Genomic DNA, 26665 nt, shown 5'->3' with positions numbered 1-26665 from the left:
TCCTGGGGGCTGGGTTGGCTTCGCAACCCCCATCTTCCAGAGATGCCCCGGATGAACAACCTACCGAGAGATCACAGGTAGAGGCTCGCGGATGGGTCAATCGTGACGCGGCAGGGGTGCCCATCAGCTTTCCTGGCGTATTGATCGACATCAGCCAAACCCGCCGCATCGAAGAGGCGCGGGACCGTGCCGAAGCGCTGCTGAATACGTTTGTAGAAGCGGTGCCCGGAGTGGTCTACGCAAAGGACCGGCAAGGTCGTCTGCTGATAGGTAATCGCGGTACCAACGAGCTGTTGGGCAGGACGCCAGAGGAGTATTTGGGGCGTACTGATGCCGAAATGCTGGAGGATTTAGTACAAGCAAAGGCGGTCATGGATGCTGATGCGCGCATCATGGCCTCCGGCCAGCTTGAGCAGCTTGAGGAAGAAATCAATTTCCCCGACGGCAGGCGCGCGATTTGGCTGTCCACCAAGGCGCCGTTGCGGGATGCGCAAGGTCAGGTCATCGGTTTGATCGGTGCATCGCTGGATATCACCGATCGCAAGGCCGTCGAAGCCAGTCACCGTGAGATCGAGGAGCGCTACCGGCTCGCCGCCTTGGCCACGCGGGACGCCATTTGGGATTGGCGCATGTCCGATGGCCATGTGGTGTGGAATGAAGCCCTGACCGCCCTCTTTGGCTATGACCAGCTGCAGAGCAGTGCACAGTGGTGGCTGGAGCATATCCACCCCGATGATCGCCAGCGCATCGACCACAGCATTCATGCGGTGATCGATGAAGGCGGCCACGCGTGGTCGGCCGAGTACCGCTTCCTTCGCGCAGATGGTCAGTACGCTGATGTGCTGGATCGTGGGACGGTGTTGAGAAGCCCTGCCGGCGAGCCGATTCGCATGATTGGCGCCATGTTGGACCTGACCGAACGCAAGGCCGCCCAGGCCGCGTTGGCCGAGAGCGAGGAGCGTCTTCGTCTGGCTACCGAGGCCTCGGACATCGGGTTCTGGGATGTTGATCTGGTCAACGAACTGCTGATCTGGCCGGCACGTACTAAAGCTATGTTCGGCATTTCGGCGCACGTGCCGTGCTCGATGGACGATTTCTACGCCGGCCTGCACCCGGAGGATCGACAAAGGACCAGTGAGGCCTTTGCCGCGGCGGCCGACCCTGCACGGCGTGCGCTCTACGATGTGGAGTATCGGACGATCGGCAAAGAAGATGGCGTTACTCGCTGGGTCGCGGCCACCGGGCGCGGACTGTTTGAAGGTGATCGCTGCGTGCGCGTGGTTGGCGTGGCGATCGACGTCACGGCCAGGAATCTGGTTCAACGCCAGCTCAAGGAACTCAACGAGCAGTTGGAGAGCCGTGTCCAGGCGGAGGTGGCCGAACGCATCCGCATGGAAGATGCGCTGCGGCAGAGTCAGAAAATGGAAGCGGTCGGCCAGCTGACCGGTGGCATTGCCCATGACTTCAACAACATGCTGGCCGCGATCGTCGGCCCGCTGGACCTGTTGGTCGGACGGCTGGATCCGGGCGACGAGCGCGCGCGACGCTATATCGACATTGCCATGGAAGCAGCCAAGCGCGCTGCCCAGTTGACCCAACGCCTGCTGGCCTTCTCCCGCCAGCAACCCCTCCGGCCCGAGGCCTTGGATGCGAACAAGCTGGTGGCCGGTATGTCGGAGCTGCTTGCCCACTCCTTGGGCGGGAACGTCCAACTGGAGACGGTGTTGGCTGGCGGCCTCTGGCGTACCCATGCCGATCCGAACCAGTTGGAGAACGTCATCCTGAACTTGGCGGTCAATGCACGGGATGCGATGGCCGAGGGCGGCCGGGTCACGATCGAAACGGCCAACTGCCACCTCGATCACGGCTATGCCGGCGCCCATCCGGGGATCGCGCCGGGCCAGTACGTCCTGATCGCCGTCTCAGACACCGGACAAGGCATGCCCGCAGAGGTCATCAACAAGGCCTTCGATCCGTTTTTCACTACCAAGGAAGTGGGTCGCGGTACGGGTCTGGGCCTCTCCCAGGTGTATGGCTTCGTCAAGCAGTCCGGCGGGCATGTGAAGATCTACTCGGAGGTGGGCAGTGGCACCACCGTGAAGGTTTATCTGCCTCGCCTGCAAGGCGCTGCGGCCGAGAGCGCGGCCTCGGCCCTGGTTCGTCCCCTGCCGCGCGGCGAGGCGCAGGAAGTCATTCTGGTGGTGGAGGACGAGGCCTCCGTGCGCCAAGTGTCGGTGGATGCACTGACAGAGCTGGGTTATCGCGTCCTGGAAGCCGACGGTGCCGTGGCCGCATTGAAGATTCTGGAAATAGAGCCAGCCATCACCCTGCTGTTTACCGATGTGGTCATGCCGGAGATCAACGGACGCAAGCTCGCCGATCAAGCCCTCACACGCTGGCCGCATCTGAAAGTGCTCTTCACCACCGGCTATAGCCGCAACGCGATCATCCACAACGGCGTGCTGGACGCGGGCGTGCATCTGATCGTCAAACCTTTCACCTTGCACGAACTGGCCGTGCGCGTGCGAGAGGTGCTAGAGGGCACTTAAGCAGTGCTTGGATCCTGGCGTGTTCGACAAACCCGTTCGGGCCTTTTAGAACGCTCAACCCGCTGGCTGGGGTAGCACGCCATACTCGTTCCGCTGCTGACCACGCCATGGTGATCGCACGCTGTACAGGTCCGGACCGATGGAAGCAGGGAACGGGCGCGTGAGTTATGTATCGGGGTGTGCTGATGGATGATCGACTGTTCGTATATGGCACCTTGGCGCCGGGCAAGCCCAATGCGCATGTGCTCAGTGGTGTCCCCGGCCACTGGGAGAATGGCACGGTGCGCGGCCGGCTCGTCCAGCGCGGGTGGGGCGCCGCGCTGGGGTATCCGGGCATCGTTCCCTGTCCCCAAGGGGTGGTCGGGGACGAGGTGGCAGGTTGGATTTTCACCTCTACGCAGTTGCCCGAGCAGTGGGACCGACTCGATGCCTTTGAGGGCTCGGGCTACCAGCGCGTAAAAACCTTAGCCAAGCGCGCCGATGGCAGCATGGTTCCGGTGCAGATCTACGCCATCACGCCCGAGCAAGAATCGTTCTGAAAAGAGCGCGCTGCGAGATCAATGTGAGGTGACGCAGTGGGTCAGGATCTAACCCGTGGCGACCTTTGCTTCAGCCGCTGATGCTGGCTGGGCACGCTGGAGTTCTCAGGGAGCGGGCTGAGCAGCACGTTGGCTTGGCATGCTTGTTGCTGATGATCTGAGATCATTCAGAGCCCTGCATCCATGGTGAGAGGTCGCGTGATCTTTTCGGTAGGACGTTCCAAGCAAGATTGCGCCCAGGCATGTGCGAGGATCATTCAGGACAAACCCCCTTTCTGGCTTCTCCTGCTGGCAATCGCGCTCATCGCGCTCGCACCCTCAGCCTCGGCCCAGGTCTACCGGGCCTTTGACCAGCGTTACACCACCACGCTCAACGGCGACCTGCTGTTCCTGTCCAATACCAACCTCACCTGCAACAGCACCACGGGCAGCTGCGGTGCTGCCATCAACGACGGGCTGACGATGGTGGCTACCCGGCTGCCGGCCGATACGACCGATGCAAGCATCACCAACTCCAGCAGCGCTACCCTAGCAGCGGCAGACTTGCCGGCCGGCGCGCAGATCGTACGCGCGCAGTTGTACTGGGGTGGCCTGGTTGCCAGCGATGCCAGCAGCCAGCCCAGTCCGTCGCCAACAGCCACCTCGATCCGCTTCGGCCGACCGGGGCTTGGCTACCAGGCGCTTTCGGCGAGCGGCTGCGATGTGTCGCCGCGCTCTACTATCTGGGGCGCAGGACAACCCCACCACGTCTACACCTGCCGCGCCGACGTGACCAACGCCGTGCGTGCAAGCGGCGCGGGTACCTACCGTGTGGCCAACCTCCCGCTGCAGTCCGGCCTGGTGAACCGCTTCGGCGGCTGGACCCTGGTGCTGGTGGTGCAGAACCCGGCGCGTCCGCTTCGCAACTTCACGATCAACGATGGCTTGGCGGTGATCGCCACCACCGGCACTGCCCCGGTGAACCAAGTCTCGTTGACGGTCTCCGGATTCCGCACGCCCTTTAGTGGGACGGTGGCCGCGCAGCTCGGCTGGATGGCGATGGATGGCGACCGCGGCGCGGCCGACGGCTTCACCTTCCAAGGCCAGGGATCCTCGCTGGTCAACGTGTCAGACGCCTGCAACACCGCTGGGGATGTCTTCAACTCCACGATCTGCCGGCTGGGCAGTGTGGTCAACCAGCGCAGCGTGGCCAACAACAACCTGACCAACACGCTGGGCTTTGATGCCGACATCGTGCAGCTCGCCAACCCCGGCAACACCGCGCTGGCCAATGGCGCGACCTCCGCTACCCTCACCGCGCGCACCAGCAGCGAGGGCTATGCGATCTCGCTGCTGACCACGGCCATTGATGTGTTCCAGCCCACCGTGGATGCGGCCACCGCCAAGACCCAGGCCAACCTGACCAATCCGGGCCTGCCCGCCGGCCAGGCGCGCGCGGGCGATCGCATCCGCTACACCATGACACTGCAGAACACTGGCCAGGACAATGCGGTCAATGTATCGATCCGCGATGCGATCCCGGCCAATACCGACTTTGAGGCCGGCAGCCTGCAGGTGAGCGCCGGTGCGAATACCGGAGCCAAGACCGATACGGTGGGCGATGACGTGGCGGAAGCGGCGTCAAACACGACCGTGTTTCGCGTAGGCACCGGCGCCGATGGCAGCCAGGGCGGATTGTTGCGCTGCCAAAGCTGCATTGGGACGCAGCCGACCTCCACCACGGTAAGCTTTGTGGTGCGCGTACGCACCGATGCCGCCGACGGCACGGTGATCCGCAACCTCGCGCAGGTGAGCTACACCGGCGCCTCCAGCGGCGAGGTATTCACCGAGAGCACCAACACCACCGAGCTGCGCGTTCAGGCCCCGCCCCGATTGACGCTGGTGAAGACAATCGCCGGCCGCGCGGTGGCTACCGACCAGTTCACCGTCGCCATCGACAACGGCGGCCCCAGTACGACCAGCACGGGAGCGGCGAGCAGCGTATCCACCGCCGCCTTCACCGCCACCGCCGGCACGACCTACACGCTATCCGAGAGCGGCGCGGGCACGCCGGCCGCCAACCTGGCGCTGTACGACACGCAATACAGTTGCGTAAACAGCATCACGGGCACCACCGACGTGCCGCCAGGTCAAGGCCGCAGTTTTCAGGTCACGCCGGTGGCTGGTGACGACCTGACGTGCACCTTCATTAACACCCCACGCACGGTGGATCTGTCGGTCACCAAGACATCGTTGATAACGCAGGTCGTTCAAGGCAATGCCATCGACTACACGGTGACCGTGACGCATGGGGCCGGGACCGTGGCCGCAGATGGGGCCATTGTCCGTGACACGCCGGGTACCGGCCTGAGTGCGTGCACCGTGACAAGTTGCACGCCCAATGGCGGGGCAAGCTGCCCTGCCACCCCGGAGGAGCTGCTGGCCGCCGGCGGTACGCCCATTCCGCTGCTGCCGCCGGGCGGTCGTGTGGTCTTCGCGGTGAGTTGCATTGCCGACTAAGGCAGCGGCGGTTCACCTAAATGGCATTCGCATGGCTCTTATGTGCTGCTGTGCAACAGCAATACGTTGTCGCACATGCACGACTATTTCACCTGCGTTTCAATAGGGTCGCGGCAACGGAGATCCGGCATGCAAGCACGCCACCCAGAACGCGTTGACCTATCCGACCGCTTGCGGCAATTCGAACTGCTGCTCAACTCGGTCACCGACTATGCCATCTACATGCTTGATGCAGAGGGCTATGTCCGTTCGTGGAACGCCGGCGGAGAACGCATCAAGGGCTACCGGCAGGAGGAGATCGAAGGCACGCACTACTCAGCCTTCTACCTGCCTGAGGATGTCGCTCAGGGCATCCCGATGAAGAACCTGCATATCGCCGAGCGTGAGGGTCGCTTCGCCGGCGAGGGCTGGCGCCTGCGCAAGGATGGCTCCCGGTTCCGGGCCAGTGTGGTGATCGATCCCATCTGGGATGCCGGTGAGCTGGTGGGCTTTGCCAAGGTCACCCGCGATATCACCGAGCGGTATCTGGCCGAGCAACGCCTTGAGAAAGCGCGTCAGGACTTACTGCAATCCCAGAAAATGGAGGCCGTCGGCAAGCTCACCCTGGGTCTTGCCCACGATTTCAATAACCTGCTGACCATCATCATCAACAGCCTGGACGTGATCGATACACGGGCCCAGAACGAGAAAGTCTCTGAGATGGTCCTTACCGCCTTGCGCGCTTCCGAGCGCGGCATCCTACTCTCGCGCCAGCTGCTGACCTTTGGCCGCGGCCAGAATTTGGTGCCAGAGCGTGTTGACCTAAATCGCCTGATCGAAAGCGGCAAGGACCTGTATCGCCGCTGCGCGGGTTCGGCCGTGTCGGTTTTTTTCGATCTGGCACCGGACCTGCCCATGATCGATGTCGATCGTGGACAGTTTGAAGCCAGCCTTCTCAATCTGGTCAGTAATGCGCGCGATGCCATGCCATCCGGTGGCGCTCTCTACCTGACCAGCTTTCACTGCGTCAAAGCCAATCCGGCCGATCCTGAGCACCGTCAACGTGAGTACGTCTGCGTGGCCGTCAAAGATACCGGTGTTGGCATTTCGGCCGAGCAGCAGGCCCAGGTGTTCGACCCGTTCTTCACGACCAAGCAATCGGACGTGGCAGCGGACTGGGTTTGAGCCAGGTCCATGGCTTTGCCGCCCAATCTGGCGGATTTGCCGAGCTGGAAAGCGGCCTTGGCGCCGGCACCACCGTTACCCTTCATTTCCCCCTACCCGGAACGTTTACATGAGCGAGATGTCCCTCTTGTTTGTAGAAGATGAGGACGATCTTCGCGTCATCATGCAGGATGCCCTTCAGAGCCACGGCTATCAGGTCAGTCTGGCCACCGATGGTGCCAGCGCGCTGTCCATGCTCGAGGGGGACACGGCGTACTCCCATGTCGTGACCGATGTACGTATGCCCGGGGAGGTCACCGGTCTGGAGGTGGCAACCAAGGCACTGGAACGCTCACCGCACTCACGCGTGGTGCTGGTATCGGGTTACCAGCGCGGTCAGCTGCCCCCCTTGCCGGAGGGTGTGGTGTTCCTGAGCAAACCCTATCGCATCAAGCAACTGCTGCTGGCCCTGGAAGAAGGCTGACGCCTCTGAGAACCTGTGTCAGTCCTCCTCGGCCCATCGCGCCAGATTTTGCTTGATCGATCCGATCCCTTCCCAGGGATCCTTGCGGCGTCGTTTCAACTTCGCCGGCACCTCATCGATCGTGAACGCATTGGCCTTGTTCAGTTTGGACAGCTCGCTCCATGCCAAGGGCATCGCCACCGGCGCCCCGGCACGGGCACGCATCGAATAGGAGGCCACGGCCGTGGCCCCTCGCCCATTGCGCAGGTAATCCACGAAGATCTTTTTGGTTCGTTTGGCTTTCGTGGCCGTGGCCACGAAGCGGTCAGGTTCTGAGCGCGCTAGCGCATCGGCAAAGCCGTGGGCAAAGCGCTTGGTCAAGGACCAATCGCAGCCGGGATTGAGCGGTACCACTACGTGCAAGCCCTTACCGCCGGAGACCCGCAGGAACGACTCCAGCTCCAGCTGGGCCAGCAACTTGCGGATATCCACAGCTGCCTGCTTGATCTCGGTAAACGGGACGCCCGGCCCCGGATCCAGATCGAACACCACCCGATCGGCGCGATCAGGTGCATCGGCGTGCGAGCCCCAGGGATGGAACTCCAGCGCATTGAATTGGACCAACTCCATGAGCCCCGGCAGGTCCTCCACCACCAGATAGTCGGCATTGTTGCCAGACTCCTCCTTGAGCTTGACCGTCTCCACGCGCTCAAGGCCGCCGGTCAGGTGCTTCTGGAAAAAGCACGGCCGCTCGATGCCCGCCGGGCAGCGAATGATGGATAGCGGACGACCCGCGATCTCAGGTAGCAGGTGGTCGGCCACGGCCAGGTAGTAATCCCAGACCTGCTGCTTGGTGATACGCGAGTCCGGGAACAACACTTTGGTGGGACTGGAGAGCGTGGGCAGCGCCGTGTCGCTCGCTTTTCGTGCCGTCTTCTTGCCTGCCTTCTTCGCCGTCTTGGCTTGCGTGGCGCGCGTGGCGGAGGCCTTCGAGGATGCTCGCGCCTTTGGATTGGCTTTGATGCGATCCCCCTTGGTCAGGTCCTCGACGTCCTTGTCGGTGCGAATTGCTTTGAGGCTGGGTTGACGCAGCAACTGCTGACGTCCGATGCCCCGAAAGAACACCTCCACCACGAACCGCGGTGCAAACCAGGTAGCCGCTCGCAGGTCGGTGTCGGTGGTGCCCACATAGGCGGTGGGCTTCTTGCCCCCTGCCCCGGCCAGCTGCTGGGTGACCTGGCGCATCAGCGCATCATTGAAGCCGGTGCCTACCCGCCCTACGTAGCGCCAACCATGCTCGGGATCGGGCTTGGCTAACAGCAGCGAGCCAAACCCGGTCCGACTGCCTTTGGGGGCCGTGTAGCCGACCACGACGAACTCGTCGGAGGCCAGCTGCTTGGTCTTGCGCCAGTCCTCGCTACGCCCGCTCTGATACGGTCGGTCGGCGCGCTTGGAGATGATGCCTTCAAAGTGCCGCTGCCCCGCCAGTTGGTAGGCGCTGTGGCCATCGCCGGCGATATGGGAGGAGAAGGCCAAGTGTGCCGGTGGATCGGACAGCATTGCCTGCAGCAAGGCCTTGCGCTCAATCAGCGGCGCCGCTGAGATATCCACCCCATCCACATGTAACAGATCGAACAGGGCCAGGGCCAACGTGCCCTGTCGCTCGCCCGAGAGCGTGGACTGCAACAGGTTGAAGTCTTCCTTGGTGCCGGACCCGGCAATGAGCTCGCCATCCAGTGCGCCGGAGGTCAGCCCCAGTTGCGCGATGGCATCGCGGATGTCAGGAATCTTGTCGGTCCATTCCAACGCGTTGCGCGACCACAGGCCCACCTTACCCTTGGCAATGGTGGCCAGGATGCGGTAGCCGTCCCATTTGAGCTCGTGGATCCACTGCTCGCCTTCAGGCGGAGCATCGCCCAGCTTGGCCAACTGCGGCTCGAAGGGGCCTGAAGGTGGAGCCGCTTTCTTGGCCCCTGTCAGTTTCAGGGCCTTCTTTGCCCAGGCATTGGCGGGTGCCTTTTTCGCCGGTAACGCGGTGAGTTTTTTCTTGGCCGTCTTGCCCGAGCCTGCCCGCTTCAGATCCGCTGCCGGGGCCTGCGTCACATCGGCCAGCAGGTCATCGGCTTCCAGCGTGCCGGCATAGGCATCCTTGTCCTTGAACAACAGCCACTGCGGCTGCTTGGCCGGTTTGCCCGAGCGCACCAGATGCCAGCCGCCCTTGAGCTTGGTGCCGAACAATTCAAAGCGCAGATGCCCTTTGACCAATTGCGCTTCCGGATCGGTGTCGGTACTCCAGACGCCATGATCGAACTGCGCTACATGGCCGCCGCCGTACTCCCCCTTGGGGATGTCCCCTTCGAAGGAGGCGTAATCCAGCGGATGGTCTTCCACCTCCACCGCCATGCGCTTGACCGTGGGGTCATAGCTGGGCCCTTTTGGCACAGCCCAGCTCTTGAGCGCATCGCCGATCTGCAGGCGAAAATCGTAGTGCCGCCGGCTGGCGTGGTGAAGTTGCACCACGAAGATCGGTCGTCTGCCCTTGGGCGCAGCCTTGCCCGGCTCCGGCTCGCGCGTCTTGTCGAAGCTGCGCTTGCGACGGTAGTCGGTCAGGCTCATGGCACTTACTTACCCAAGTGCGCGCGCACGGCCTTGGCGGTATTGCCCACGGCTGCCACGACCGAGCGTAGTTGCGCTTCCGAGATTCCGAGCTCCTTGGTCCAGTACTGCACCTCGTAGTCTTCGCTCAGGTTGATGCGATCGCGATCGGGTGAACCGGTATTGCGCTTGTCATCTGCCATCATGATGCTCCTGGGCTGGGGTGATCAGGACGCCTTGCGGCTGGCCGCTTTCTTGGCGGCCTTCTTGGGTGCTGAGGTGGCCTTGGCCGCCTTGGCCGGTGCTTGCTTGCTCGTGGGGGCTTTTTTGGCCGCGGTCGCTTTCTTGGCCGGGGTGCGCTTGTTGCTCTGCAGGCTCTGCTGCAGCAAGGACATGAAATCCACCACATTGGTGGCCGCGTCCTCGCGGGGCTCGGGCTCCTCGAACTTGGTCGTGGCCCCGGCCGACTTGATGCGCTTTTTGATGATGTCCGACAGCCGTGCACGAAATTCGTCGTGGTAATCGGCCGGATTCCACTCCGAAGTCATCGAATCGATCAGCTGCTCAGCCATCTGCAACTCCTTGGGCGCCAATCGGTAATCCGCCGGCTTGCCTTCGGGCAGCTTGTACTCGTCGAAATCGACCAGCTCCTGCGGGTAGCGCAACAGGATCAGCACCAGGGCCGGGCCATCGGGCATGACCGCGCACATGTATTCACGCGTGCGGATGACCACCTTGGCAATGCCGACCTTGCCCGAGCTCTTCAGCGTCTCGCGCAGCAGGACGTAGCCCTTTTCTGCCTTCTTGCCCGGAACGAGGACATAGGGCTTTTCGAAGTAGCGCAGGTTGATGCTGGCCGCATCGACAAAGGTTTCCACATCGACCGACTCGTGGGACTCGGGCGCCGCCGCGGCGATGTCCTCTTTCTCGATCACCACATAGCTGCCCTTGTCGTACTCGAAGGCTTTGACGATGTCCTTCCACGGCACTTCTTCGCCCGTGTCGGCATTGACCCGCTCAAAGCGGATGGGCTTCTTGTCGCGCGAGTCGAGCATCCGGAAGCTCAGGTCGGTGCGCCGCTCGCCCGACATCAACGACACGGGGATGTTCAACAGGCCAAAGGAGAGGGATCCACTCCAGATCGGACGGGCCATGGCTGCCTCCAGAACGTGAGCGCCCCTTGTAGGACGGCAGGTGTGAAGCAGATGTTGAATAGGCCGTGCACGGTCGGCTTAGCCGCCAGCCTGCTCGGCGTACCAGTGGGCGTAGGGCGAGTTCTTGGCCAAGGTGCGGGTGTAGTCCGGCGCGGCATCGTCCCACCACACCGGTCCACGTTCGCCGAGCGCCGTTTTCGCAACGTGCACCGCCTGCCGGGCTGCCTTCAGGTTAGGCGCGTTACCACTGACCAGGGCGCGCTTGACCGCGCCTCGGGCCGCCATCAGCTCCTTGACCAGCGCACTGCGCTCGGACTCGGACAGACGCGGATTGCTGGTGCGCCAGAGCCGTCCTCGCACCACCAGATAACGCCCATCCGGGGTAAACAGTGGCCCGGAAGGCTGATCTGCCGCGCTGTCAGGATCTTCCATCCCAGGCCTACCGCGGGGTGAGCACGTCCAGCAGCAACGGCACGCTAAAGGGCTTGGTCATCAACAGGGTCCCGGTGGGCAGATCCGTCATCTCTTCCTTGGGATGGCCCGACACCACGCACACCGTTGCACGAGGATTGAGTACGCGCGCCTGGCGCGCCACCGCCGCCCCGGTATCGCCTGGCATGTTGTAGTCGGTGACCACACAATCGAAAGGCGACTTGTTCAGGTGATCCAGCGCCGCGGCCGCATCGGCGGCCTGCGTGACCGCGTGACCTGCGCCGGTCAGCGCCTGGGCCACCAAGTCTCGATGCTGATGATCATCGTCTACGTAGAGAATGGTCAGGCTTGTCATGCCGCGCAATGTGCGGATACCCGCGCGAGGTCAGCGTGAACGAGTGAGCTGCCTGGCCAGCGCCGGCGCCTGCGTTGGGACCGTTGCTCAACCGTCCCTTCTGCCGAGCGCCCGTCAGGCCGCTTGCTGGATCAATTCGTAGTACGGATGCCGCTTGTCATCGAAGTTGGCAAACAACGCATCCAGATGGTTCGGATCTGGATTGAGCCAAGCCTCCACGTGCTCGGGCTTGATGTTGATGATCGTACGGTCGTGGCCGGCGGCAGCGACCTCAGGTTCCGGCTCATCGGTAATGGCCGCGCAGGACCACAGATCAGGCTCCTGTCCGGTCGGATCCACCCAGTGCGAATACAGGCAGGCGATGTACATCGTTTCGCCGGTACGCGGCCGGAAACGGATCTCCTTGGATCCCCCCATGCCATCGTCGACGCTCTCATAGAACGTCTCGGCCAACATCAGGCCGTGGGTGTAACCAACTGCTTGCGCCAGAACAGCGTTAGTTTGTCGCGCCGGGCGTTGTAGGTCCCGGATACCCGCCCGTCCTTGGTCCAATCGATGGAAGGGTTCATGCCGGCGGGACGGCAGTGGTAGCGCATCGGGCGCACCACTTTCTTGCCGCCTTCCGAGATAAGGATGGGCACGTACCAGTCCGGATAGATCCGGTTGTCGCTAGCCGGTTCAATGCGCGTGCGCTTGGCATCTTCAATCCAGCGCAGCAGCTGTCTGATCTTGTTGCTTGCGATGCGCTGCTCGTCGAGCGCGCCCTTGGTCGGCCTGATGAGCAGCTTGGCCTCGGCTGCCTCCAGACGGGCCTGCTGGATAGGCAGTTCCGCCTCGCTTTGCGCCAGCTTGTGGCCGTTCCACTGCGAGATCAGCTCCTGGATCTGACGCTCTTGCGCCGAACGCGGTGGCAGGAAATTGGCATCCATGCCCTAGGGACTCTTGGGCAACCCCTTGGCCGGGGTACGCACGCGATAGGCCTCATCACGCTTGAGGTACACCTTCCAGAATTCACCAATATCGATCTCGGCCCCGAATTCCTCCACGAACTTGCCGTACAAGGTCCACCCCTCAGCCGAATAGCACATCCAACTCCCCCTTCAGGCGCTGGTGACGGGCATGTGCTGGCGGACGACCTCGGCTAGCGCCTCATCGCTGATGGAGGTCCCGGCACAGTGGGTGTCGATGAAGTCGTCCACGGCTTTCATGAGCGGATCGTAGGCGGCCATCCAATACGCGTTCATCGGCAAGTCCAGGAAGTAGCTCGGGCTGATCACCTCCCGGCTATCCAGGGTCATGCCGTACTCCAGCCACGCGTTATCCAGGTCCGCATCCCCATGGACGTGACTGAGCGTGCTCCAGATCTCAGGGGTCAGCCCCAACTCGGCTTGCTTGGCGGCGATGAGCTGACCGAATTCACGGTAGGTGGTGCGCTCCCGGAACGCGGTGGTCATCGGATACGTACAGACCCAGGCATTGAGCTGGTTGAGCAGGTCCGCGTAGTGCGCAAGGTTGAGGGACTGGCTCATCTGCTCTCACGGCAAGGTTCATCACCACCGGAAATTAAGCCAGCATCGCGCTAGATGCACTGCAGCCGGCCACAGATATGATCGTAATGCGCCGCAGGTGTATCTGCCAGCAGGGCGCTCATGACCGGGGCCAGTGCATCGGCGTGCTCGTCCGGCCGCAAGTCGGCCAGTTGGGCGGGCAAGCTGCCGGCCAGTTCATCCAACGCTGTATCCAGCTCGCGCAAGGTCGTGGTCATGGTCCGAACGTCCAGAACGTTGAGGTGGACCGTACTGGCCGCGCGTCAATGCGCAGCGAAGACGATGGGCGCCATGAGGCATGGCTGCGCGTGGAACCAAACGTTTGCCCCATGTCGCGGTTCCACGAAGCGCTGCAATCCTCGGCCTGACAAGCGCTTAGCGTCCTGCCGGCTCGCGCTCATTGGCAACCACGGCGGTCCGCTCTAGCCTGTCCCCCCGGCGCTGTCTCACCGGGTGATTCTGACTTGTAGAGACTCTGGCCATGCTCGACACCCTGCTGCCTCCTGGATACCTGGGCGCTGCCCCACACCATCCCCCCGCCATATACCTGCCCTTGCTGCCGGTGCGGGCCACCTGTGGCTTTCCCTCGCCGGCCGAAGATTTCTATGGCAGCCAAGACGTGCTGGATATCCATCAGCGCGTTGTGCGCAATCCGGTGGCCACGTTTTTCGTGGAGGCCGACACCGGCACCTCGATGGTCGAGTTTGGCATCTTTCCCGGCGATACCCTTGTGGTGGATCGCTCCCTGCACGCCAAACACGGGGATATCGTGATGGTGAACTGGGAGGGGGGCTTTACGGTGAAGCAGCTGCGACTGCGGGCTGGCCGGTACGAGCTGCACTCGGGCAATCCGTCCCACCTGCTGCCTCCCATCGTCGTGCCGGAGGAGGTGGAACTGGATGTGTGGGGTGTGGTCACCTGGTCGTTCCGAAAACAGGTCAGGCGCTGACATGGCCGCCGTGCAAGACCGCACAGCACCTCTGGCGCCTGCGATGTCCGGTTCCCGTTGGCCGATTCGCTGTGCGCATACCTTCAGCGAGGCGGAAATGATGCGCCTGCGCGAGGGTGTCTTTCCCCGCGAGGAGCAGGATCGCTGGGCGCTGGGGCTGGAAGCTGACGTGCTGCGCTGCTGGCGCATCGATTCAAATGTCTGCATCTATGAAACGCGCCTGATCTCGGGTGAGGACGGCGGCGCCCTCGCCAGCGTGGTCGATGTACTGGACGATGAGGCTCTCTATCAGCGCGCCAGTACCGATGAGGGTGAGCTGGAACGCTTTGAGGGCGTGCTCTCATTCCTTCGCCGTCGAGAGGTGGAGACCACGTCGGCTGGGCCGGTGAGCCTGTCGAACGAGGCGTGAGATGTTTGGCTTGGTGGATGGCAACAATTTTTATGCCAGCTGCGAGCGGGTGTTCAACCCTGCCCTGCGCGAGCAGCCGGTGTGCATCTTGTCCAACAACGATGGCTGCGCCATCGCACGAAGCCAGGAATGCAAGGACCTGGGTGTGCGGATGGGCCAACCCATCCACGAGGTAGCGCCGCACATTCGACGCCAGCTGAAGATTTTTTCGGCCAACTTCGCCCTCTACGGCGATCTGTCGGGCCGAGTGGTGTCGGTCCTTCGGCACTGGTTCCCGCGGGTGGAGGTCTATTCGATCGATGAGTCCTTCATCACCTTCGACGGTGTGCCGGATGAGCAGCGGGAGCTCCTCGCCCAACAAGCCCGTGCGCAAATCCTGCAATGGGTGGGTATTCCATGCTGCGTGGGCATCGGCCCGACCAAGACCCTGGCCAAGCTGGCCAACAAACTGGCCAAAAAGACGGCCCATGGCGTGGTGACGGTACTGCCAGGTGCGGCGTTGCTCGATGCGTATCCGGTTGAGGACGTGTGGGGTGTGGGGCGCAAGCTTACGGCCAAGTTGGGCGCCAATGGCATCCTGACGGCCGGCGACCTGGCGCGTGCGGATGTTGATACGTTGCGAGCCCGCTATGGGGTGACACTGGCGCGCACGCAGCGGGAGCTGCAGGGCGTGGTGTGCAGCGAGCTGGAGGAGCTTGAGCTGGATCGCCAGCAGATTGTGGTCTCCCGCTCGTTTGGTCGTGAGGTCAACGCAGTGGAAGACCTGAAACAGGCGGTCTCAACCTTTACCCAGCGCGCCTGCGAAAAGTTGCGCGCCCGCTCGCTGAAGGCCGGTGGGGTGTGGGTGTGGGTCAACACCAACCCCTTCAAAGCCGGTGCCGACCAGTACCACCCCTCCAAAGCCTTCACCTTCATCGGACCGACGTGCGATACGCGGGAGGTTCTGCTGATCGCCCAGGGGCTGACCAAGGCGATGTATCGACCCGGGTATCGCTACAAGAAAGCCGGCGTGGGGTTGCTGGATCTGACGGCCGGCGATGTGCATCAGGCGGATCTGTTTGCCGGCATCGACCCGCGCTCCCACGCGCTGATGCAGGTGATGGACCAAGCCAATGCCAAATTCGGGCGCGGTGCGGTATCGATGGCCTCCTCGGCCTGGCGGCAGGCCAAGACGGGGGCCGCCAAACCGCAGTGGGCGATGAACCAGAAAAGCCTGTCGCCGTCCTACACCACCCGCTGGGATCAGTTGGTCAAAGCCCGCTAGGCTGGCTTAGACGGATTGGTCCGCCGGGAGCAGATGGCCGTCCAAGCCCTGGCTATTGACCTGATCCCGCCCCCGCTTCTTGGCCGCATAGAGCGCCGCGTCCGCGTTCTCCAGCAACCCGGCCGGATAGGGATCTTCGCTGGCCGGAAAGGCCGAGGCGATACCGATGCTGATGCTCAACCTGCCACTGGCCGTGGCCATGTGGGCGATACCGGCGTGCCTGACCACCTCGCGCACGTGTTCTGCGTGACGGTGGGCCAAGGCCAGCGAGGTGTGCGGCAGCACGATCACGAACTCTTCCCCACCGTAGCGCGCCACCAAGGCATTGGGCATCGTGCCCACGGCCTGTTGAAGCAGCGCTGCCACTCGGGACAGGCACTCATCACCGGCCGCGTGCCCAAAGGTATCGTTGTAGAGCTTGAAGTGATCGATGTCGATGAACATGACGCTCACCGGGGCTTCGGCTTTTACGTGCTCATCCCACTGCGTATTCAAGGCCTGGGTCAGCTGGCGACGGTTCGGCAGGCCGGTCAACGGATCATGCCCGGCCAACCAACGCATGTGCGCGTGGGCCGCTTCCAGTTCCCGCTTGGCGCGTTGAAAGGCGTGCTGGGTCAGGACGGAGCGGGCCACATACAGACCCAGCGCCGCGCAGGCAATCGAGCCGGCCAGCACCGCATGGTAGTCAGCCAAGGCAATGCTGATCAGGATGATGGCCAGGGGAGATACGGCGGGCACCAGCAGCACCACGATGCTTCGAAACCCATTGACCGGCAGCGTGTCCGAGGCGGGTGTGCCTTGCGCCAACACCATCTGGTGCACCATGAAGACCGCGGCGGCCACATCGATCAGCAGGAACCACGGCGAACCTGGCGGCGGCGCGATCCCGCCGATGATCAGGTGATTGACCACCAAGGCCGATACGGCGTAGCTGACCAGCATGGCCGCCAGCCCGATCGCAAAATGCCGCTCGCTCATCGTCGGCTGCACCGGCACGAAGGCCACCGCCACCGCGGCGATGATCACGTTCACCAGCTCGTGGTAGGTGTACGCGTGCGCGCCGGTTAGCGGGATCGTGAAGGTGGCGCCGCCGGCAATTTGCGGAAAGTAGAGCAGGCACACCGCAAGAGTCAGCAGGGCGGACTGGGCGATATCGAACCGGCGCGTGTGGGCCAGGATCTTGCAATTGCTCGTCAACACGATGGCCAGCAACCAGGGGATCGCGCGCAGCGCGAACACCATCAGGTAGGGCAGCACCACGGAGGTGTCGGCCCCGGTCAGCTGGCTGTAGGCGCTCATGCCCCACCCCAGCATCCACAACCCGGTGCCCACCGCCAGCAGCCCCCAGCGCACCCGGAGCACGCCGCTCGCGCGTCTGGCCTGTCCCAGGCAGTACGACAGCACCACCCCCAACGGCAGGCAAGCCCCTAACGGAGTCACCCACACCTGCTGTGGATAGCTCACAGCCAATAGCGCATGTGCCAGCAGGGCGATCCCCAGCAACACCAGCCAGCCAGCAGTGGAAGGGATCTGAGAACGCACGGGGGCGAGATTAAGAGAGATAGAAGGAGCCAATGCAAGGCCTGTACCGGTCTGCCGATCCGCCCTCCCGGCCCCATGCGAAAGGTGATTGACGTGGATTTGACGCCCCTGCACCTAGCGTCGGCCCCAGCGTCGCAGGAGTTTCCATGGCCAGCCAGACACCGCTCTCACCCGAGTTCTCCTGGCATGAGGAGGCCAACCGGCTGGTCTTGCGCCTGCAGGAGATTCCGCTGGCGCAGGTTGAGGCCACCGGCAATGCGTGGGTCGTGCGAACGCTGATGCACGATGGGGAACCGCCCTCTCGCATCGCCGTGCCCTCGGCCGAGGATGGCAAGGCGTGGGTCATGCGATGGGCGCACTGTCGTCAAGGCGCGCTGGTGCGCGCTATCGCCCAGCGGCTGACGGCGCACAGGCCTGCCAACCTGCAGACGGGCTGAGCGCGGTCCGTGAAAGCCCTGCCTCGCTCGTTTTACCGGCGCGATCCGCGCGTGGTGGCCCCCGAACTGCTCAACAAAATCATCGTCGCCCCGGACGGGCGCGCCGGCAGGATCGTGGAAGTGGAGGCCTATTGCGGCGCTGAAGATCCCGCGGCCCACACCTACCACGGCAAGACCGTGCGCAACGCCACCATGTTCGGCCCGGCCGGCCACCTCTATGTGTACCTGAGCTATGGCATCCACCTGTGCGCCAATACCGTGTGCGGTGAGGTGGGCGAAGGGTATGGCGTGTTGTTGCGGGCTATCGAGCCCGTGCAGCGCGTGGAGGCCATCCGGGATGCCCGCGGGCACCCCCGGCAAGATCGAGAACTTGGAAGTGGGCCCGGTCGCTTGGCGCAGGGACTTGGCATCACCTTGGAGCTCAACGGCGCCGATCTGGTGACCCGTGATAGGGGCGTCTGGGTGGGCGATGACGGCACGCCGCCCCCAAGGCACCCCGCCAGTACGCCGCGCATCGGGATATCCAAGGCCACCACGCATCTGTGGCGGTGGCACGTCCCGGACCACCGCCACGTCTCCCGACCGCCCAAGCGCTTCATGCCCGATTGAGCACACTCACCCTACTCCGAGCGCTGCCATGTTGAGCCACGATCAGATCACCGCCAGCCTGTCCGAGGCCGAACACGCCATTCGCACGGGCTCACTCACCGAAGACCCGCACCATTTTCTGGAGCGGTTGTGGGCGCAGGTGTATGAAGAATCGCCCACGGCTCTGCAGCCGGAGGTCTACGAACGGCTTCAGGCCTTGGCACAGTTGCTAGGGATTGATCGTGGTACCGCCGCCCAGCAGCGACTGGGCGGGCCGGCGTGGGATACCTTCCTGGCCGCGCTGGAGGAGCTGCCCGATGCCACCGAGGATGCGTTGGTGTTCTGGCGGGCGATCGACCATGCCAGCAAGCCGCTGCTGCGTGGCATGCAAGGCGATGATCGCACCACGATGGAGCAGGCCATTGCGCGGGAGCTCAGCGTGCGCGGCATCGCCGAGCGCACCGGCTGAGGCCTGCGTGATGACTTAGCCCTGTGAGCGCGGATCGGCCGTGGTATCCAGGATCTCGCCATCCTTGGATACACCATAAACCCGGCCGCTGTGGCCGGCCTTGAACAGGGTGCCATCCGGATCGCGTGGGGCCTGATCGTGTTGCTGGCGCTTGGCCTGCAAGGCCGACATCCGATCGGCCAAGGCCGGCAGCACGTTGCTGGTGGCCGTATTGAGGTGGGCCATGGCGCCTACCTTGATGTTGCGCCCGCCCTCCACCGCCGCCTCCAGAATGGCCTCGGCCACGCGGTGTGGATCGATCAACGGACTGGGCAGCTTGGGCTCGCTGGGCAGGTAATTGCGGGCGTGTTGCGGATACGGGGTGTTCACCGCGGTGGGTTGGATGAGCACGATGGACACCGGCGCCTCATCGACGTGCTCGTACTCCACGCGCAGCGCATCGGTGAAACCTTTTACCGCATGCTTGGAGGCCGAATACATCCCCTGCAGCGGCACCACCGCTTCGGATACCTCGCTTCCAACATTGATCAGCGTGCCTTGGGCGGACTGCAGAGCCGGCAACGCCAACAGCGAGCCGTTCACCACGCCCCAGAAATTGATCTCGAACAGTCGCTTGCTGTCAGCCTCGGTGACCTGGTCCAGCTTGCCGTAGATCGCCACACCTGCATTGTTGACCCACGTGTCGATGCGGCCATGCAAGGTGAGAATCTCGATCAGGGTGCGCTGCAATGCTTCCCGGTCGGACACATCGACCGTCATCGCATGCGCCCTGCCCCCTTCCACTGCAATGGCCTGGACGATTTCATCCAGTGTCTGGCCGCTTCGGGCAAGCAGGACAACCTGCGCCCCGCGCTCGGCGGCGAGCAAGGCCGTGCACAAGCCTATGCCGCTGGAGGCGCCGGTGATGACGATGACCTGCTCGTTAAGCGGCTTGTGCTTCATGGCGGCGATCTCGCAGTCGGAAAGCCTGACCGTAAGTGCCTAGGCATGCGCATAAGGTGAACGCAGATGCCCCGCCTAGACCCCAAGCTCACCAAGCCAGCGCTAGCCTGCGGGCATGCGACGATTCGCCCAGGCCATTGCCCAGCCGGACCAGCTTGACGGAGACCTTCCGCAGGCCATCGAGCATGCGCTGGTGGCTGGACCTGATCGCTACAACGTGGGCAAAGGCAAACCGGCGCAGGTGGTGGCCATGGCCGAGGGCCGGATGATCGTGGTGGCTGACATGGTCTGGGGCCTGGTCCCACGCTGGTCCAAGACACCTTTCACCCGCTACACCACCGTGACCGCACGGCTGGAGCGCGCCCCGCGCAGTCGCATCTTTGCCGATGCATGGAAGCAGCGACATTGCCTGGTGCCCCTGAGTGGCTACTACAAATGGGATCGGCAGCGAAAACCGCCGTGGCCTCACTTCATCCAGCGCGCTGACGGCAATGCCTTGCTGGCCGCTGGGCTCTGGGAGCGCTGGGAGGGTGAGGAAGGCGTGCTGCATTCATTCGCGATACTGACCGCGCCCAATGCGAGCATTCCTGCTCCCCTGACGCCGGACGGACCGATCTTCCTGGAGGGCAAAGCGGCGATGCGCTGGCTCAGCGGCTCTATCTCTACGCCGCAATCGCTGCTGCGACATGGGCTGGTCCCGACGCTGGAGAGCTATACCGTCAGCCGCGCGATAGCCAAACCCGAGGCAGACGATTACACGCTGCTCGAGCCTGTCATGCCCGATGACACGCCGCTCGCCGACCAGGACGAGGATGAGGCGTGGGAGGACGACTAGCCGGGCTGAAACGGCGCCTTCACGGCCCGCCCTCTAGCCTCGCGGACATCTTCCCTAGCCCGGTGAGTCCGCCATGACGCATTCCAATGAGCCCTCTACCGTGACCCTGGTGGATCTGAATCGCTATATCGGCACCTGGTATGAAATCGCCCGCTTGCCGATGCGTCATGAGCCAGAGGATTACACGGACATCACCGCGACCTACTCCTTGAACGAAGACGGCAACGTCAGGGTGGACAACCGTGCGCGGGATGGGGATGGCAAGGCGCATCAGTCGATCGGTGAGGCGACCGTGGTCGACGGTTCGCACGGGGCCAAACTGGAAGTGTCCTTCATGCCCGATGGGCTGAAGTGGATACCGTTCACCAAGGGTGATTACTGGATCTTGCGTCTGGATGAGGAGTATCGCTATGCCTTGGTGGGCTCGCCCGACCACAAGTATCTGTGGCTGCTGGCCCGTGAAGCGGTGGTCTCGGCCTCAGTCAGGGACGAGTATCTGGGTACGGCCCGCGAGAAGGGGTTCGACCTGAGCTCGCTCATCACCACGCCGCACCGCGGCATGCCCGTCAGCAATACGGAGCTGGGCTGACGCGGTAGGAGTACGGTGAGCATTCAAGGGCTATCGGCGTGCCGATGCCCCGAGTTGATCCATGATCCAGCGGGCATCGGCCAGCACATCGTCCTGTGCGTGGGGAAGTGATCGCCCTCCCAACGCAGCCAAGCGCTCGCCCATGCGGGTCACCTGCCCGCTTACGTGGCGGCACCGAATGGCCATCCACTGAAAGGTATGGGACACAAAGGCGCGTGTGTTGGGAATCTTTTCGTCGGCCGGACTAGGTAAGCCCGCCTCGTCTGGCACATCCCAGAAAGCCTCCACCATCTGGGCGGCGCAGTCTTGATCCATAAGCTGCGCCTGGACATGGGCCAGCCAGCAGACCGATAAGCACACGCCAAGATGCGACCCTTCATAGGTCATGAGATTCACGTGCTTCGACCAAGGGGCGTGTTGCAGTCTGCGGCTCCTGCTCCGCTGGAGCCAAAGAGAGAAACCGGCATGACAGGGGCACAGATACGTACGCTCCAATGAGGGGCCTGCCAACTCGCCGATGCACGCGTGTCCCGACAGCATCGCCACGGTACGCACGTGGGCGGCAATGCGAGAAATCGCCTCATCGTGCGTGCAGTTCGAGCGCCGGGGGATTTCCGAAGGCCTTAGGAATCGGAAGTATCGCCCCAATACTCGGCTTTGGAGCGAGCGAGTGGCGCTTCGCATTGATTCGGCAAAATAGATGCGAACATCGTTTGGCGATATGCCCAACGGACGAGGCGGACTGGCATTCCAAGGCAGGCCTGCGACCCAAACCTGCTCAGCCACCCTGCAGGTCAGCCGAGTATCCAGCGAAGGTGCTTCGCGAAGCGCCCGAGGCCAAGGTGTTTGCTCGGGCGCACCATCTATGCGACTGCCGCAGCGGCAGATAAAGGGCTCACAATCCCAGAGCACGCGATAGCCGTTGTGCTGGCCACACGCGCGACAGAACTGCTCGAGCCTTACATGGTGCACAGGACAGAACCAAAGTGCGCGATGTTGATGGATGGCTTTGTGATGGTCTAGCTTCATGCAGGCCGGGCACCAGACGATGTGATGTCGCCACCAATCTAGAGGCACTTCAGCAAGGTCCTGTCTTGCTTTGGCGATGACGCGCCGAAGCAGTGGATGCAAAACCTCCTCGGTCGCAACCTCCAGTTTTGCTACCCAACTCATGAATTCGAGCAGGTGGGTGGTCGAGGGCGGCCGACGCGGTTGCATAGCCTGCAATGGCTGCTCAATATGCTTTGCAACGTCGTACGCACGGCACAGGTTGAATCGGCCGATCGCCGCGTATGAACCTAAAAGGGAGTTATTCTCCCAGTGCTCTGGAAGGTAGGGGAAAAACCCCATCACCTCCGCGCCATCAGACGACATGAATTTGCCGAAGCAGCTCCGGCGTATTCTTCAAGTCTGCGCAGTCTAGGTTACGCAAGTGGATGACGAGTGAGGCCAAAAAACTGGCGACGCTGGACATGTCCACCACGGTTCCAATACCTGGCAAACGCCGCTGTTGGAGTTCGTGCCAAAACAGGTTACCGCAACCGGCGAGCCGCCCACCGCCTTCGTAGAATCTGGGCAGCAGCAGATGCAGGTAGCTAAGGCCAGAACCTGTGGGAAACTCAGACCTAGTGTCAATCGCCGCGAGCAGCGGCTCCAGCTCAGCCGCATTCTGGATCCCTTTGAACTCAAGCAACTCGGCCATAAAACGCTTCTCGAGGTCCGATCTGGCGGCTTTCAATTGTTTCTTTTTCTCTTTCAGCTCAACCTGCCCGAACAGAACAACCGTGACCTTTACCAGCTCTCTCACCAGACGGTTGATGACAGATTTAAGCGCTGCAAACTCGCGACAGCTCAAATCTTGGGCCTCATCGAAGATCAAGAAAAGGTGTCTGGACTCCCCTGACATGGCTAGAAGGGCGCGATGCAACTGCGTACGTTTGCCAGCCAAGTCTGAGGCAATCTTCGGCGCATAATTCATCTTGTTAAGAATGTCCGAGATTAATCGTCCTTCCGCCGGACGGTCGTCCTCAGCTGCCTCATAGACCATCACGCCGCAACCCGGTTTTTTCCTCTTCATTTCCGCCGCAATAAGCCTGGTACATGTACTCTTACCCGATAGCGGTTGGGCGAAGAAGGCAATGGATGCTCGACCCTTGCGGGCCACCTCCCATACACGAGCAACAACGTCCTTGCCCGCGAAGGTGGGGAGAATTGCGGTTTCAGTAATCAGCGGATGCTCATCCCATACCTGAGCACGTAAGTTCATAATTTCGTCAATAGTCATTGCGATCCCCATTGAGAGCGCCGATGTCATCCCACGGAAGGTAGTTGGAACTGCTTGATTCACTTGCCCGATCCAGCAGCTCATTCACTGCAGCCTCGGCCTCCCGCTCCTGGGTCGTCGTTGTGGCTACGTCATTGGGAATGTCGCGGCGGGCGTTGTGGTCGCCCATTTGTCGCACGTCAGCCTTGGACGGCTTGGACTTGCCCTTTTCTTTGACCTTGGCATTGTCAGCTGCGACTTTTTGCAAGAACGCAGCTACGACATCGTCATTCCTGTCGTTATCGATATAGCCCTCGCGAAGCAGCTGATTGATATGGCGCCGCAGGTCAATCGAATGATCGCTCCAGCGCCAGCGACCGCCGGCCTGGCATGTCCCTACAGGTCGCCCTTGGTGAAAGGCGTCCACATAGCGAACATTGGTGCGTACTACATGCAGGTCTGCCGTCTGACCCAACAGCGCCCAGTCTTTTGACATCCCTGGGTTGGTGTAGTCGACATCCAGGAAGGTGAAGTAAGGGCGACGACCTGTGCTTTTGTTGCCACGGATTTTCGCCTGTGCGATCGACTTGGATAAATCCGCCTCTCCCTCCCGCAAAGGCGGTAGAAAGGGGAACAGGTATTGATCTCGTTCGGGCCCACAGATGAGGGCATGCATGCGCTGGGCGGGGCTGGCTGCCAAGTTGGCTTTTCCCGCCTTCTCGTTGAACTTGCGCACCAGATTGACTACAAGGCCCACGATCTCGCGCTCGGACACCACGCATGCTCGCGCCGCAGCTTCAGCGTTTTGGCGCTTCGGATCCAACGGACCCGCACCGGTGGTCTGCGGGAGCCGTTTGAAGCCTGCCCGCTCTAGTTCATTGAAGATGCGCTCCACGAGCTGACGTCTGGCGGGGGTCTTCACCGGTCCAAAATTCATCGCGCATCCGCTCAGCGCCATCACGCGAGAAACCAGTTCCTCTGCCAGATGGATGAGCGCATTGTCCAGCAGCAGGCAATTGAACCCACACCACCCGAAACGGTCATCTAGATCTGCCAGCGGACGTGTCGGGCGCTGATCTTCCGCACGATGCGCCCAGTCGGGTTCACCGACCATGCCGGCATGCAGGACGTCCATCGCATCGCCAGCGTTGGCCTCCTCGCGGAAGATCACCTTGAACGCCATGATCCAGCCCTTGTGGCGATCGGCCAGCAACAGGAGCTTCATCCGTCCTGCATCCAGGAAGCGTGAGCCCTCGGGTGTCTGGATTCTGACCGTGCCGATGCAGCCCATGGCATGCTCGTCAATCTCGACGATGTCCATCGGCATGCAGGCCGTCAGGCGGGAGACGTGGCCATTCCCGGCTTTTGACTTGGTCGCAGCTTTGTCGCCGTACTGGGTCGCCACGATCGCGTCGTAGTGACTGATCAGAAAAGTATTGGTGAACTTACGAACAGCCCCTGCCCCACGCCGACGGGATTTAAACGGCCAGGACTGCTCGTCTGGATCCTTGGCCTTGCATAGACGAAGGAACTCCATGTGCACCGATTTGTGCCTGATCCCCGCTTCACCGCCGGGTTTTCGTTTGGCATTGAGCAGTAGGTAGTTATTCAATGCCTCGGCGATCTCGCCGTTCTGGCTCAGGAAAAGCCCAAGGGCTCCTGCGAGTCCTTTGCATTGATGCTGCGGCAATGGCTTTCGTCGCTGCCGCGGCTGCATCTCAAGGTTTGGAAGGAGCCCCACCCAGCCGATCGGTCTGCCCCGCTCGTCGAGCGCGACACACTTATCGTAGGCGCGATAGAAGACCTCTTTCCAGATCGACAACTGCTGCAGCAGAGGCGTGATCCGCTCACCACCCACATAGGAGGTGATGGCGTCCTTGAGCGAATAAAACCGTTTCTGCTGGGCCGAATCCAGCCCTTCCAGCGACGGCATGACCCAGCTAGCCAGATCCAAACGCTCCGGAGGCGTCGTCTTCAGGGTCAGGCGCTTACCCATCGTGCTGTGCCCGCAACACCGTGTTCGGACCCCACAGGTGAATATCCACGTCGCTTTGGATCTCGCGAGCACGCAACAGCGTGGCCACTGCGCCCGTGACTAGCGCAGTGGGCTCAGTGGCCAGCTGTTGGCACAGATCACGAACCTCGAGTTGGCCTCGTTCTTCCAGCAGTTGCCGGCACCGGATGATCACCGGGGCCAAACTGTGGGATCGGCACCGGTTTAGCGTGGGGACAATGGCGCGCCAGCTTTGGATGCGTACCTTCGCCCTATTCAGCGTGGCAAGGTTGATCAATCGCCGGCCCGCCACCGATGCCTTATCGGCCTCAGGGTCTAGGTCGACGTCGAACTCGGCCCCCTCGAGCGTGCTGACGGTGGCAAAGTGACGCCGCCTCTCTTGAGCGGGTGCCAGACCGTGGCGAAGGGGCGAATAGTCGACGGATACCAGCTCCGGTGAACCTTCCAGGTAGAAGAAGGCCTCTAGCTCGATGTCTGAGGCCAGTGTCAACGGCAGTGCCTGCCCGTCCTGCGGAGGCCTGACAAACCAGAGGTTGTAGCCGCTGGCTCCTCTGGCACGCACGGCTGCCAGGTATTGGTTGCGCTTCTTCTGCGCCGGCGTCTTACCCATCGACGTGACCGCGCAGACATACGGCGGCAGAAAAGCGGGTACGACCTTGACCCGCTTGGCGGGAAGGGGTGTATATTGACGATGGCATCAACAGGTCCTCCACGACCTGGCCCAAAGAGTCCGACCATTGCAGTGGCGGGCTCTTTTTTGTTAGGGAATCGTTAAATTCTCTTGAGGCTTCACTCGGAGAAGCCTAACCGCTTAAGCCATCTGGAAACTGATCCGAGGCTTGTGGTTTAAATTTCAATCCAGGCCTAGCGCATGAACGTCGATTCTGCTAGCGCAATTTTAACCGGGGGATCCATCCTGTGGACTCGCTTTCTGCAGAAATCGCAGGGCGGAAATGTCCGTTGGTTGGATAGAACCCTTCTCCTCCCCACGACAGATCGTTCGGGGACCTTCGACGTCCCCCCACTTTCAGTAGCGGGGCGATTTAGAGTCCGGGGTTGATGGTAGCGGATGCCAGTTGCTTCGCGTA

Annotated in this window: 28 protein-coding genes and 1 pseudogene; 13 read left to right on the top strand and 16 right to left on the bottom strand. The window is 62.3% G+C overall.

Annotated features, from left to right (window positions below; all coding sequences use genetic code 11):
* Positions 1–140 precede the first annotated feature (140 nt).
* From Q0907_RS18560 to Q0907_RS18540, 5 genes and pseudogenes are all read left to right on the top strand, one after another.
* Positions 141–2549: a PAS domain-containing protein gene (locus Q0907_RS18560; RefSeq protein ID WP_299347464.1), complete on the top strand. Its 2409-nt coding sequence runs from the start codon at positions 141–143 to the stop codon at positions 2547–2549.
* Positions 2550–2734: 185 nt separating this feature from the next.
* A complete protein-coding gene (locus Q0907_RS18555) occupies positions 2735–3088 on the top strand; it encodes a gamma-glutamylcyclotransferase family protein (protein ID WP_299347462.1) in 354 nt (117 codons plus the stop codon).
* Positions 3089–3286: 198 nt separating this feature from the next.
* Positions 3287–5587: a DUF11 domain-containing protein gene (locus tag Q0907_RS18550; RefSeq protein ID WP_299347461.1), complete on the top strand. Its 2301-nt coding sequence runs from the start codon at positions 3287–3289 to the stop codon at positions 5585–5587.
* 129 nt (positions 5588–5716) lie between these two features.
* Positions 5717–6864: pseudogene (locus Q0907_RS18545) on the top strand (PAS domain S-box protein).
* Complete coding sequence (locus Q0907_RS18540) at positions 6861–7214, top strand: response regulator (RefSeq protein WP_249720559.1); 354 nt, start codon at positions 6861–6863, stop codon at positions 7212–7214. The pseudogene Q0907_RS18545 and the gene Q0907_RS18540 overlap by 4 nt, the downstream one beginning before the upstream one ends.
* Positions 7215–7232: 18 nt before the next feature.
* Here the strand turns inward: Q0907_RS18540 and ligD are convergent, their stop codons facing one another.
* The 10 genes from ligD to Q0907_RS18490 form a co-directional block, all read right to left on the bottom strand.
* A complete protein-coding gene (ligD, locus tag Q0907_RS18535; RefSeq protein WP_299347457.1) occupies positions 7233–9809 on the bottom strand; it encodes a DNA ligase D in 2577 nt (858 codons plus the stop codon).
* A 5-nt stretch (positions 9810–9814) separates the two neighbouring features.
* Positions 9815–9991, bottom strand: coding sequence for a DUF3606 domain-containing protein (locus tag Q0907_RS18530; RefSeq protein WP_299347455.1), 177 nt, complete (start codon positions 9989–9991; stop codon positions 9815–9817).
* Between the two features lie 24 nt (positions 9992–10015).
* Positions 10016–10942: a Ku protein gene (locus tag Q0907_RS18525; RefSeq protein ID WP_299347453.1), complete on the bottom strand. Its 927-nt coding sequence runs from the start codon at positions 10940–10942 to the stop codon at positions 10016–10018.
* A 78-nt stretch (positions 10943–11020) separates the two neighbouring features.
* Positions 11021–11374, bottom strand: a complete 354-nt coding sequence (locus tag Q0907_RS18520) for a hypothetical protein (protein WP_299347451.1) — start codon at positions 11372–11374, stop codon at positions 11021–11023.
* A 7-nt stretch (positions 11375–11381) separates the two neighbouring features.
* Positions 11382–11729 (bottom strand): response regulator, encoded by a 348-nt coding sequence (locus Q0907_RS18515; protein WP_299347449.1) that lies wholly within the window; start codon positions 11727–11729, stop codon positions 11382–11384.
* 114 nt (positions 11730–11843) lie between these two features.
* Entirely contained in the window at positions 11844–12185 is a 342-nt protein-coding gene (locus Q0907_RS18510; RefSeq protein WP_299347447.1) for an SOS response-associated peptidase family protein, read from the bottom strand.
* Positions 12185–12658, bottom strand: a complete 474-nt coding sequence (locus Q0907_RS18505) for a hypothetical protein (protein ID WP_299347445.1) — start codon at positions 12656–12658, stop codon at positions 12185–12187. Before Q0907_RS18505 ends, Q0907_RS18510 begins: the two co-directional genes overlap by 1 nt.
* 3 nt (positions 12659–12661) lie before the next feature.
* Positions 12662–12817, bottom strand: a complete 156-nt coding sequence (locus Q0907_RS18500) for a hypothetical protein (RefSeq protein ID WP_299347443.1) — start codon at positions 12815–12817, stop codon at positions 12662–12664.
* A gap of 12 nt (positions 12818–12829) precedes the next feature.
* On the bottom strand, positions 12830–13258 hold the full coding sequence (locus tag Q0907_RS18495) for a hypothetical protein (RefSeq protein ID WP_299347441.1): 429 nt from the start codon (positions 13256–13258) through the stop codon (positions 12830–12832).
* A gap of 50 nt (positions 13259–13308) precedes the next feature.
* A complete protein-coding gene (locus tag Q0907_RS18490; RefSeq protein ID WP_299347439.1) occupies positions 13309–13494 on the bottom strand; it encodes a hypothetical protein in 186 nt (61 codons plus the stop codon).
* Between the two features lie 263 nt (positions 13495–13757).
* On the opposite strand from Q0907_RS18490, the gene umuD reads away from it, so the two are divergent.
* The 3 genes from umuD to Q0907_RS18475 are packed head-to-tail and all read left to right on the top strand — an operon-like array spanning position 13758 to position 15898.
* Entirely contained in the window at positions 13758–14225 is a 468-nt protein-coding gene (gene umuD, locus Q0907_RS18485) for a translesion error-prone DNA polymerase V autoproteolytic subunit (protein WP_299347437.1), read from the top strand.
* Position 14226: 1 nt separating this feature from the next.
* The gene (locus Q0907_RS18480; protein WP_299347435.1) at positions 14227–14634 is read left to right on the top strand and encodes a hypothetical protein; all 408 of its coding nucleotides are present in this window, start codon (positions 14227–14229) and stop codon (positions 14632–14634) included.
* Position 14635: 1 nt separating this feature from the next.
* Positions 14636–15898, top strand: a complete 1263-nt coding sequence (locus Q0907_RS18475) for a Y-family DNA polymerase (RefSeq protein WP_299347433.1) — start codon at positions 14636–14638, stop codon at positions 15896–15898.
* Positions 15899–15904: 6 nt separating this feature from the next.
* Here the strand turns inward: Q0907_RS18475 and Q0907_RS18470 are convergent, their stop codons facing one another.
* The gene (locus tag Q0907_RS18470; RefSeq protein WP_299347431.1) at positions 15905–17440 is read right to left on the bottom strand and encodes a GGDEF domain-containing protein; all 1536 of its coding nucleotides are present in this window, start codon (positions 17438–17440) and stop codon (positions 15905–15907) included.
* Positions 17441–17586: 146 nt separating this feature from the next.
* Between Q0907_RS18470 and Q0907_RS18465 the strand changes: the two genes are divergently transcribed.
* Genes Q0907_RS18465 through Q0907_RS18455 form a run of 3 tightly spaced genes read left to right on the top strand, consistent with a single transcriptional unit; the run spans position 17587 to position 18934 of the window.
* Positions 17587–17877 (top strand): hypothetical protein, encoded by a 291-nt coding sequence (locus tag Q0907_RS18465; protein ID WP_299347429.1) that lies wholly within the window; start codon positions 17587–17589, stop codon positions 17875–17877.
* Between the two features lie 9 nt (positions 17878–17886).
* Positions 17887–18486: a DNA-3-methyladenine glycosylase gene (locus tag Q0907_RS18460; protein WP_299347428.1), complete on the top strand. Its 600-nt coding sequence runs from the start codon at positions 17887–17889 to the stop codon at positions 18484–18486.
* A gap of 28 nt (positions 18487–18514) precedes the next feature.
* Positions 18515–18934: a hypothetical protein gene (locus Q0907_RS18455; RefSeq protein WP_299347427.1), complete on the top strand. Its 420-nt coding sequence runs from the start codon at positions 18515–18517 to the stop codon at positions 18932–18934.
* 15 nt (positions 18935–18949) lie between these two features.
* Here Q0907_RS18455 and Q0907_RS18450 read toward each other — a convergent pair whose 3' ends face one another.
* Complete coding sequence (locus Q0907_RS18450; RefSeq protein WP_299347426.1) at positions 18950–19876, bottom strand: SDR family oxidoreductase; 927 nt, start codon at positions 19874–19876, stop codon at positions 18950–18952.
* Between the two features lie 115 nt (positions 19877–19991).
* Here Q0907_RS18450 and Q0907_RS18445 point away from each other — a divergent pair, with 115 nt between their 5' ends.
* The gene (locus Q0907_RS18445) at positions 19992–20711 is read left to right on the top strand and encodes an SOS response-associated peptidase (protein ID WP_299347425.1); all 720 of its coding nucleotides are present in this window, start codon (positions 19992–19994) and stop codon (positions 20709–20711) included.
* Positions 20712–20784: 73 nt separating this feature from the next.
* Positions 20785–21300 (top strand): lipocalin family protein, encoded by a 516-nt coding sequence (locus tag Q0907_RS18440; protein WP_299347424.1) that lies wholly within the window; start codon positions 20785–20787, stop codon positions 21298–21300.
* A 30-nt stretch (positions 21301–21330) separates the two neighbouring features.
* On the opposite strand, the gene Q0907_RS18435 is transcribed toward Q0907_RS18440, so the two are convergent.
* The 4 genes from Q0907_RS18435 to Q0907_RS18420 all read right to left on the bottom strand — a co-directional run bounded on the left by Q0907_RS18435 (position 21331) and on the right by Q0907_RS18420 (position 26187).
* Positions 21331–21696 carry a hypothetical protein gene (locus tag Q0907_RS18435; protein WP_299347423.1) on the bottom strand — a complete coding sequence of 122 codons (366 nt, stop codon included), beginning with the start codon at positions 21694–21696 and terminating at the stop codon, positions 21331–21333.
* A 967-nt stretch (positions 21697–22663) separates the two neighbouring features.
* Positions 22664–23584 carry an AAA family ATPase gene (locus Q0907_RS18430; protein ID WP_299347422.1) on the bottom strand — a complete coding sequence of 307 codons (921 nt, stop codon included), beginning with the start codon at positions 23582–23584 and terminating at the stop codon, positions 22664–22666.
* Entirely contained in the window at positions 23574–25559 is a 1986-nt protein-coding gene (locus tag Q0907_RS18425; protein WP_299347421.1) for a hypothetical protein, read from the bottom strand. Before Q0907_RS18425 ends, Q0907_RS18430 begins: the two co-directional genes overlap by 11 nt.
* Entirely contained in the window at positions 25552–26187 is a 636-nt protein-coding gene (locus Q0907_RS18420; protein WP_299347420.1) for a hypothetical protein, read from the bottom strand. Before Q0907_RS18420 ends, Q0907_RS18425 begins: the two co-directional genes overlap by 8 nt.
* Between the last annotated feature and the right edge of the window lie 478 nt (positions 26188–26665).

Origin of the sequence: uncultured Pseudoxanthomonas sp. (assembly GCF_947498795.1) — a bacterium.
GTDB lineage: Bacteria > Pseudomonadota > Gammaproteobacteria > Xanthomonadales > Xanthomonadaceae > Pseudoxanthomonas_A.
The sequence above is the reverse complement of the archived record's forward strand: the minus strand, read 5'-3'. Positions and strand labels throughout refer to the sequence as shown.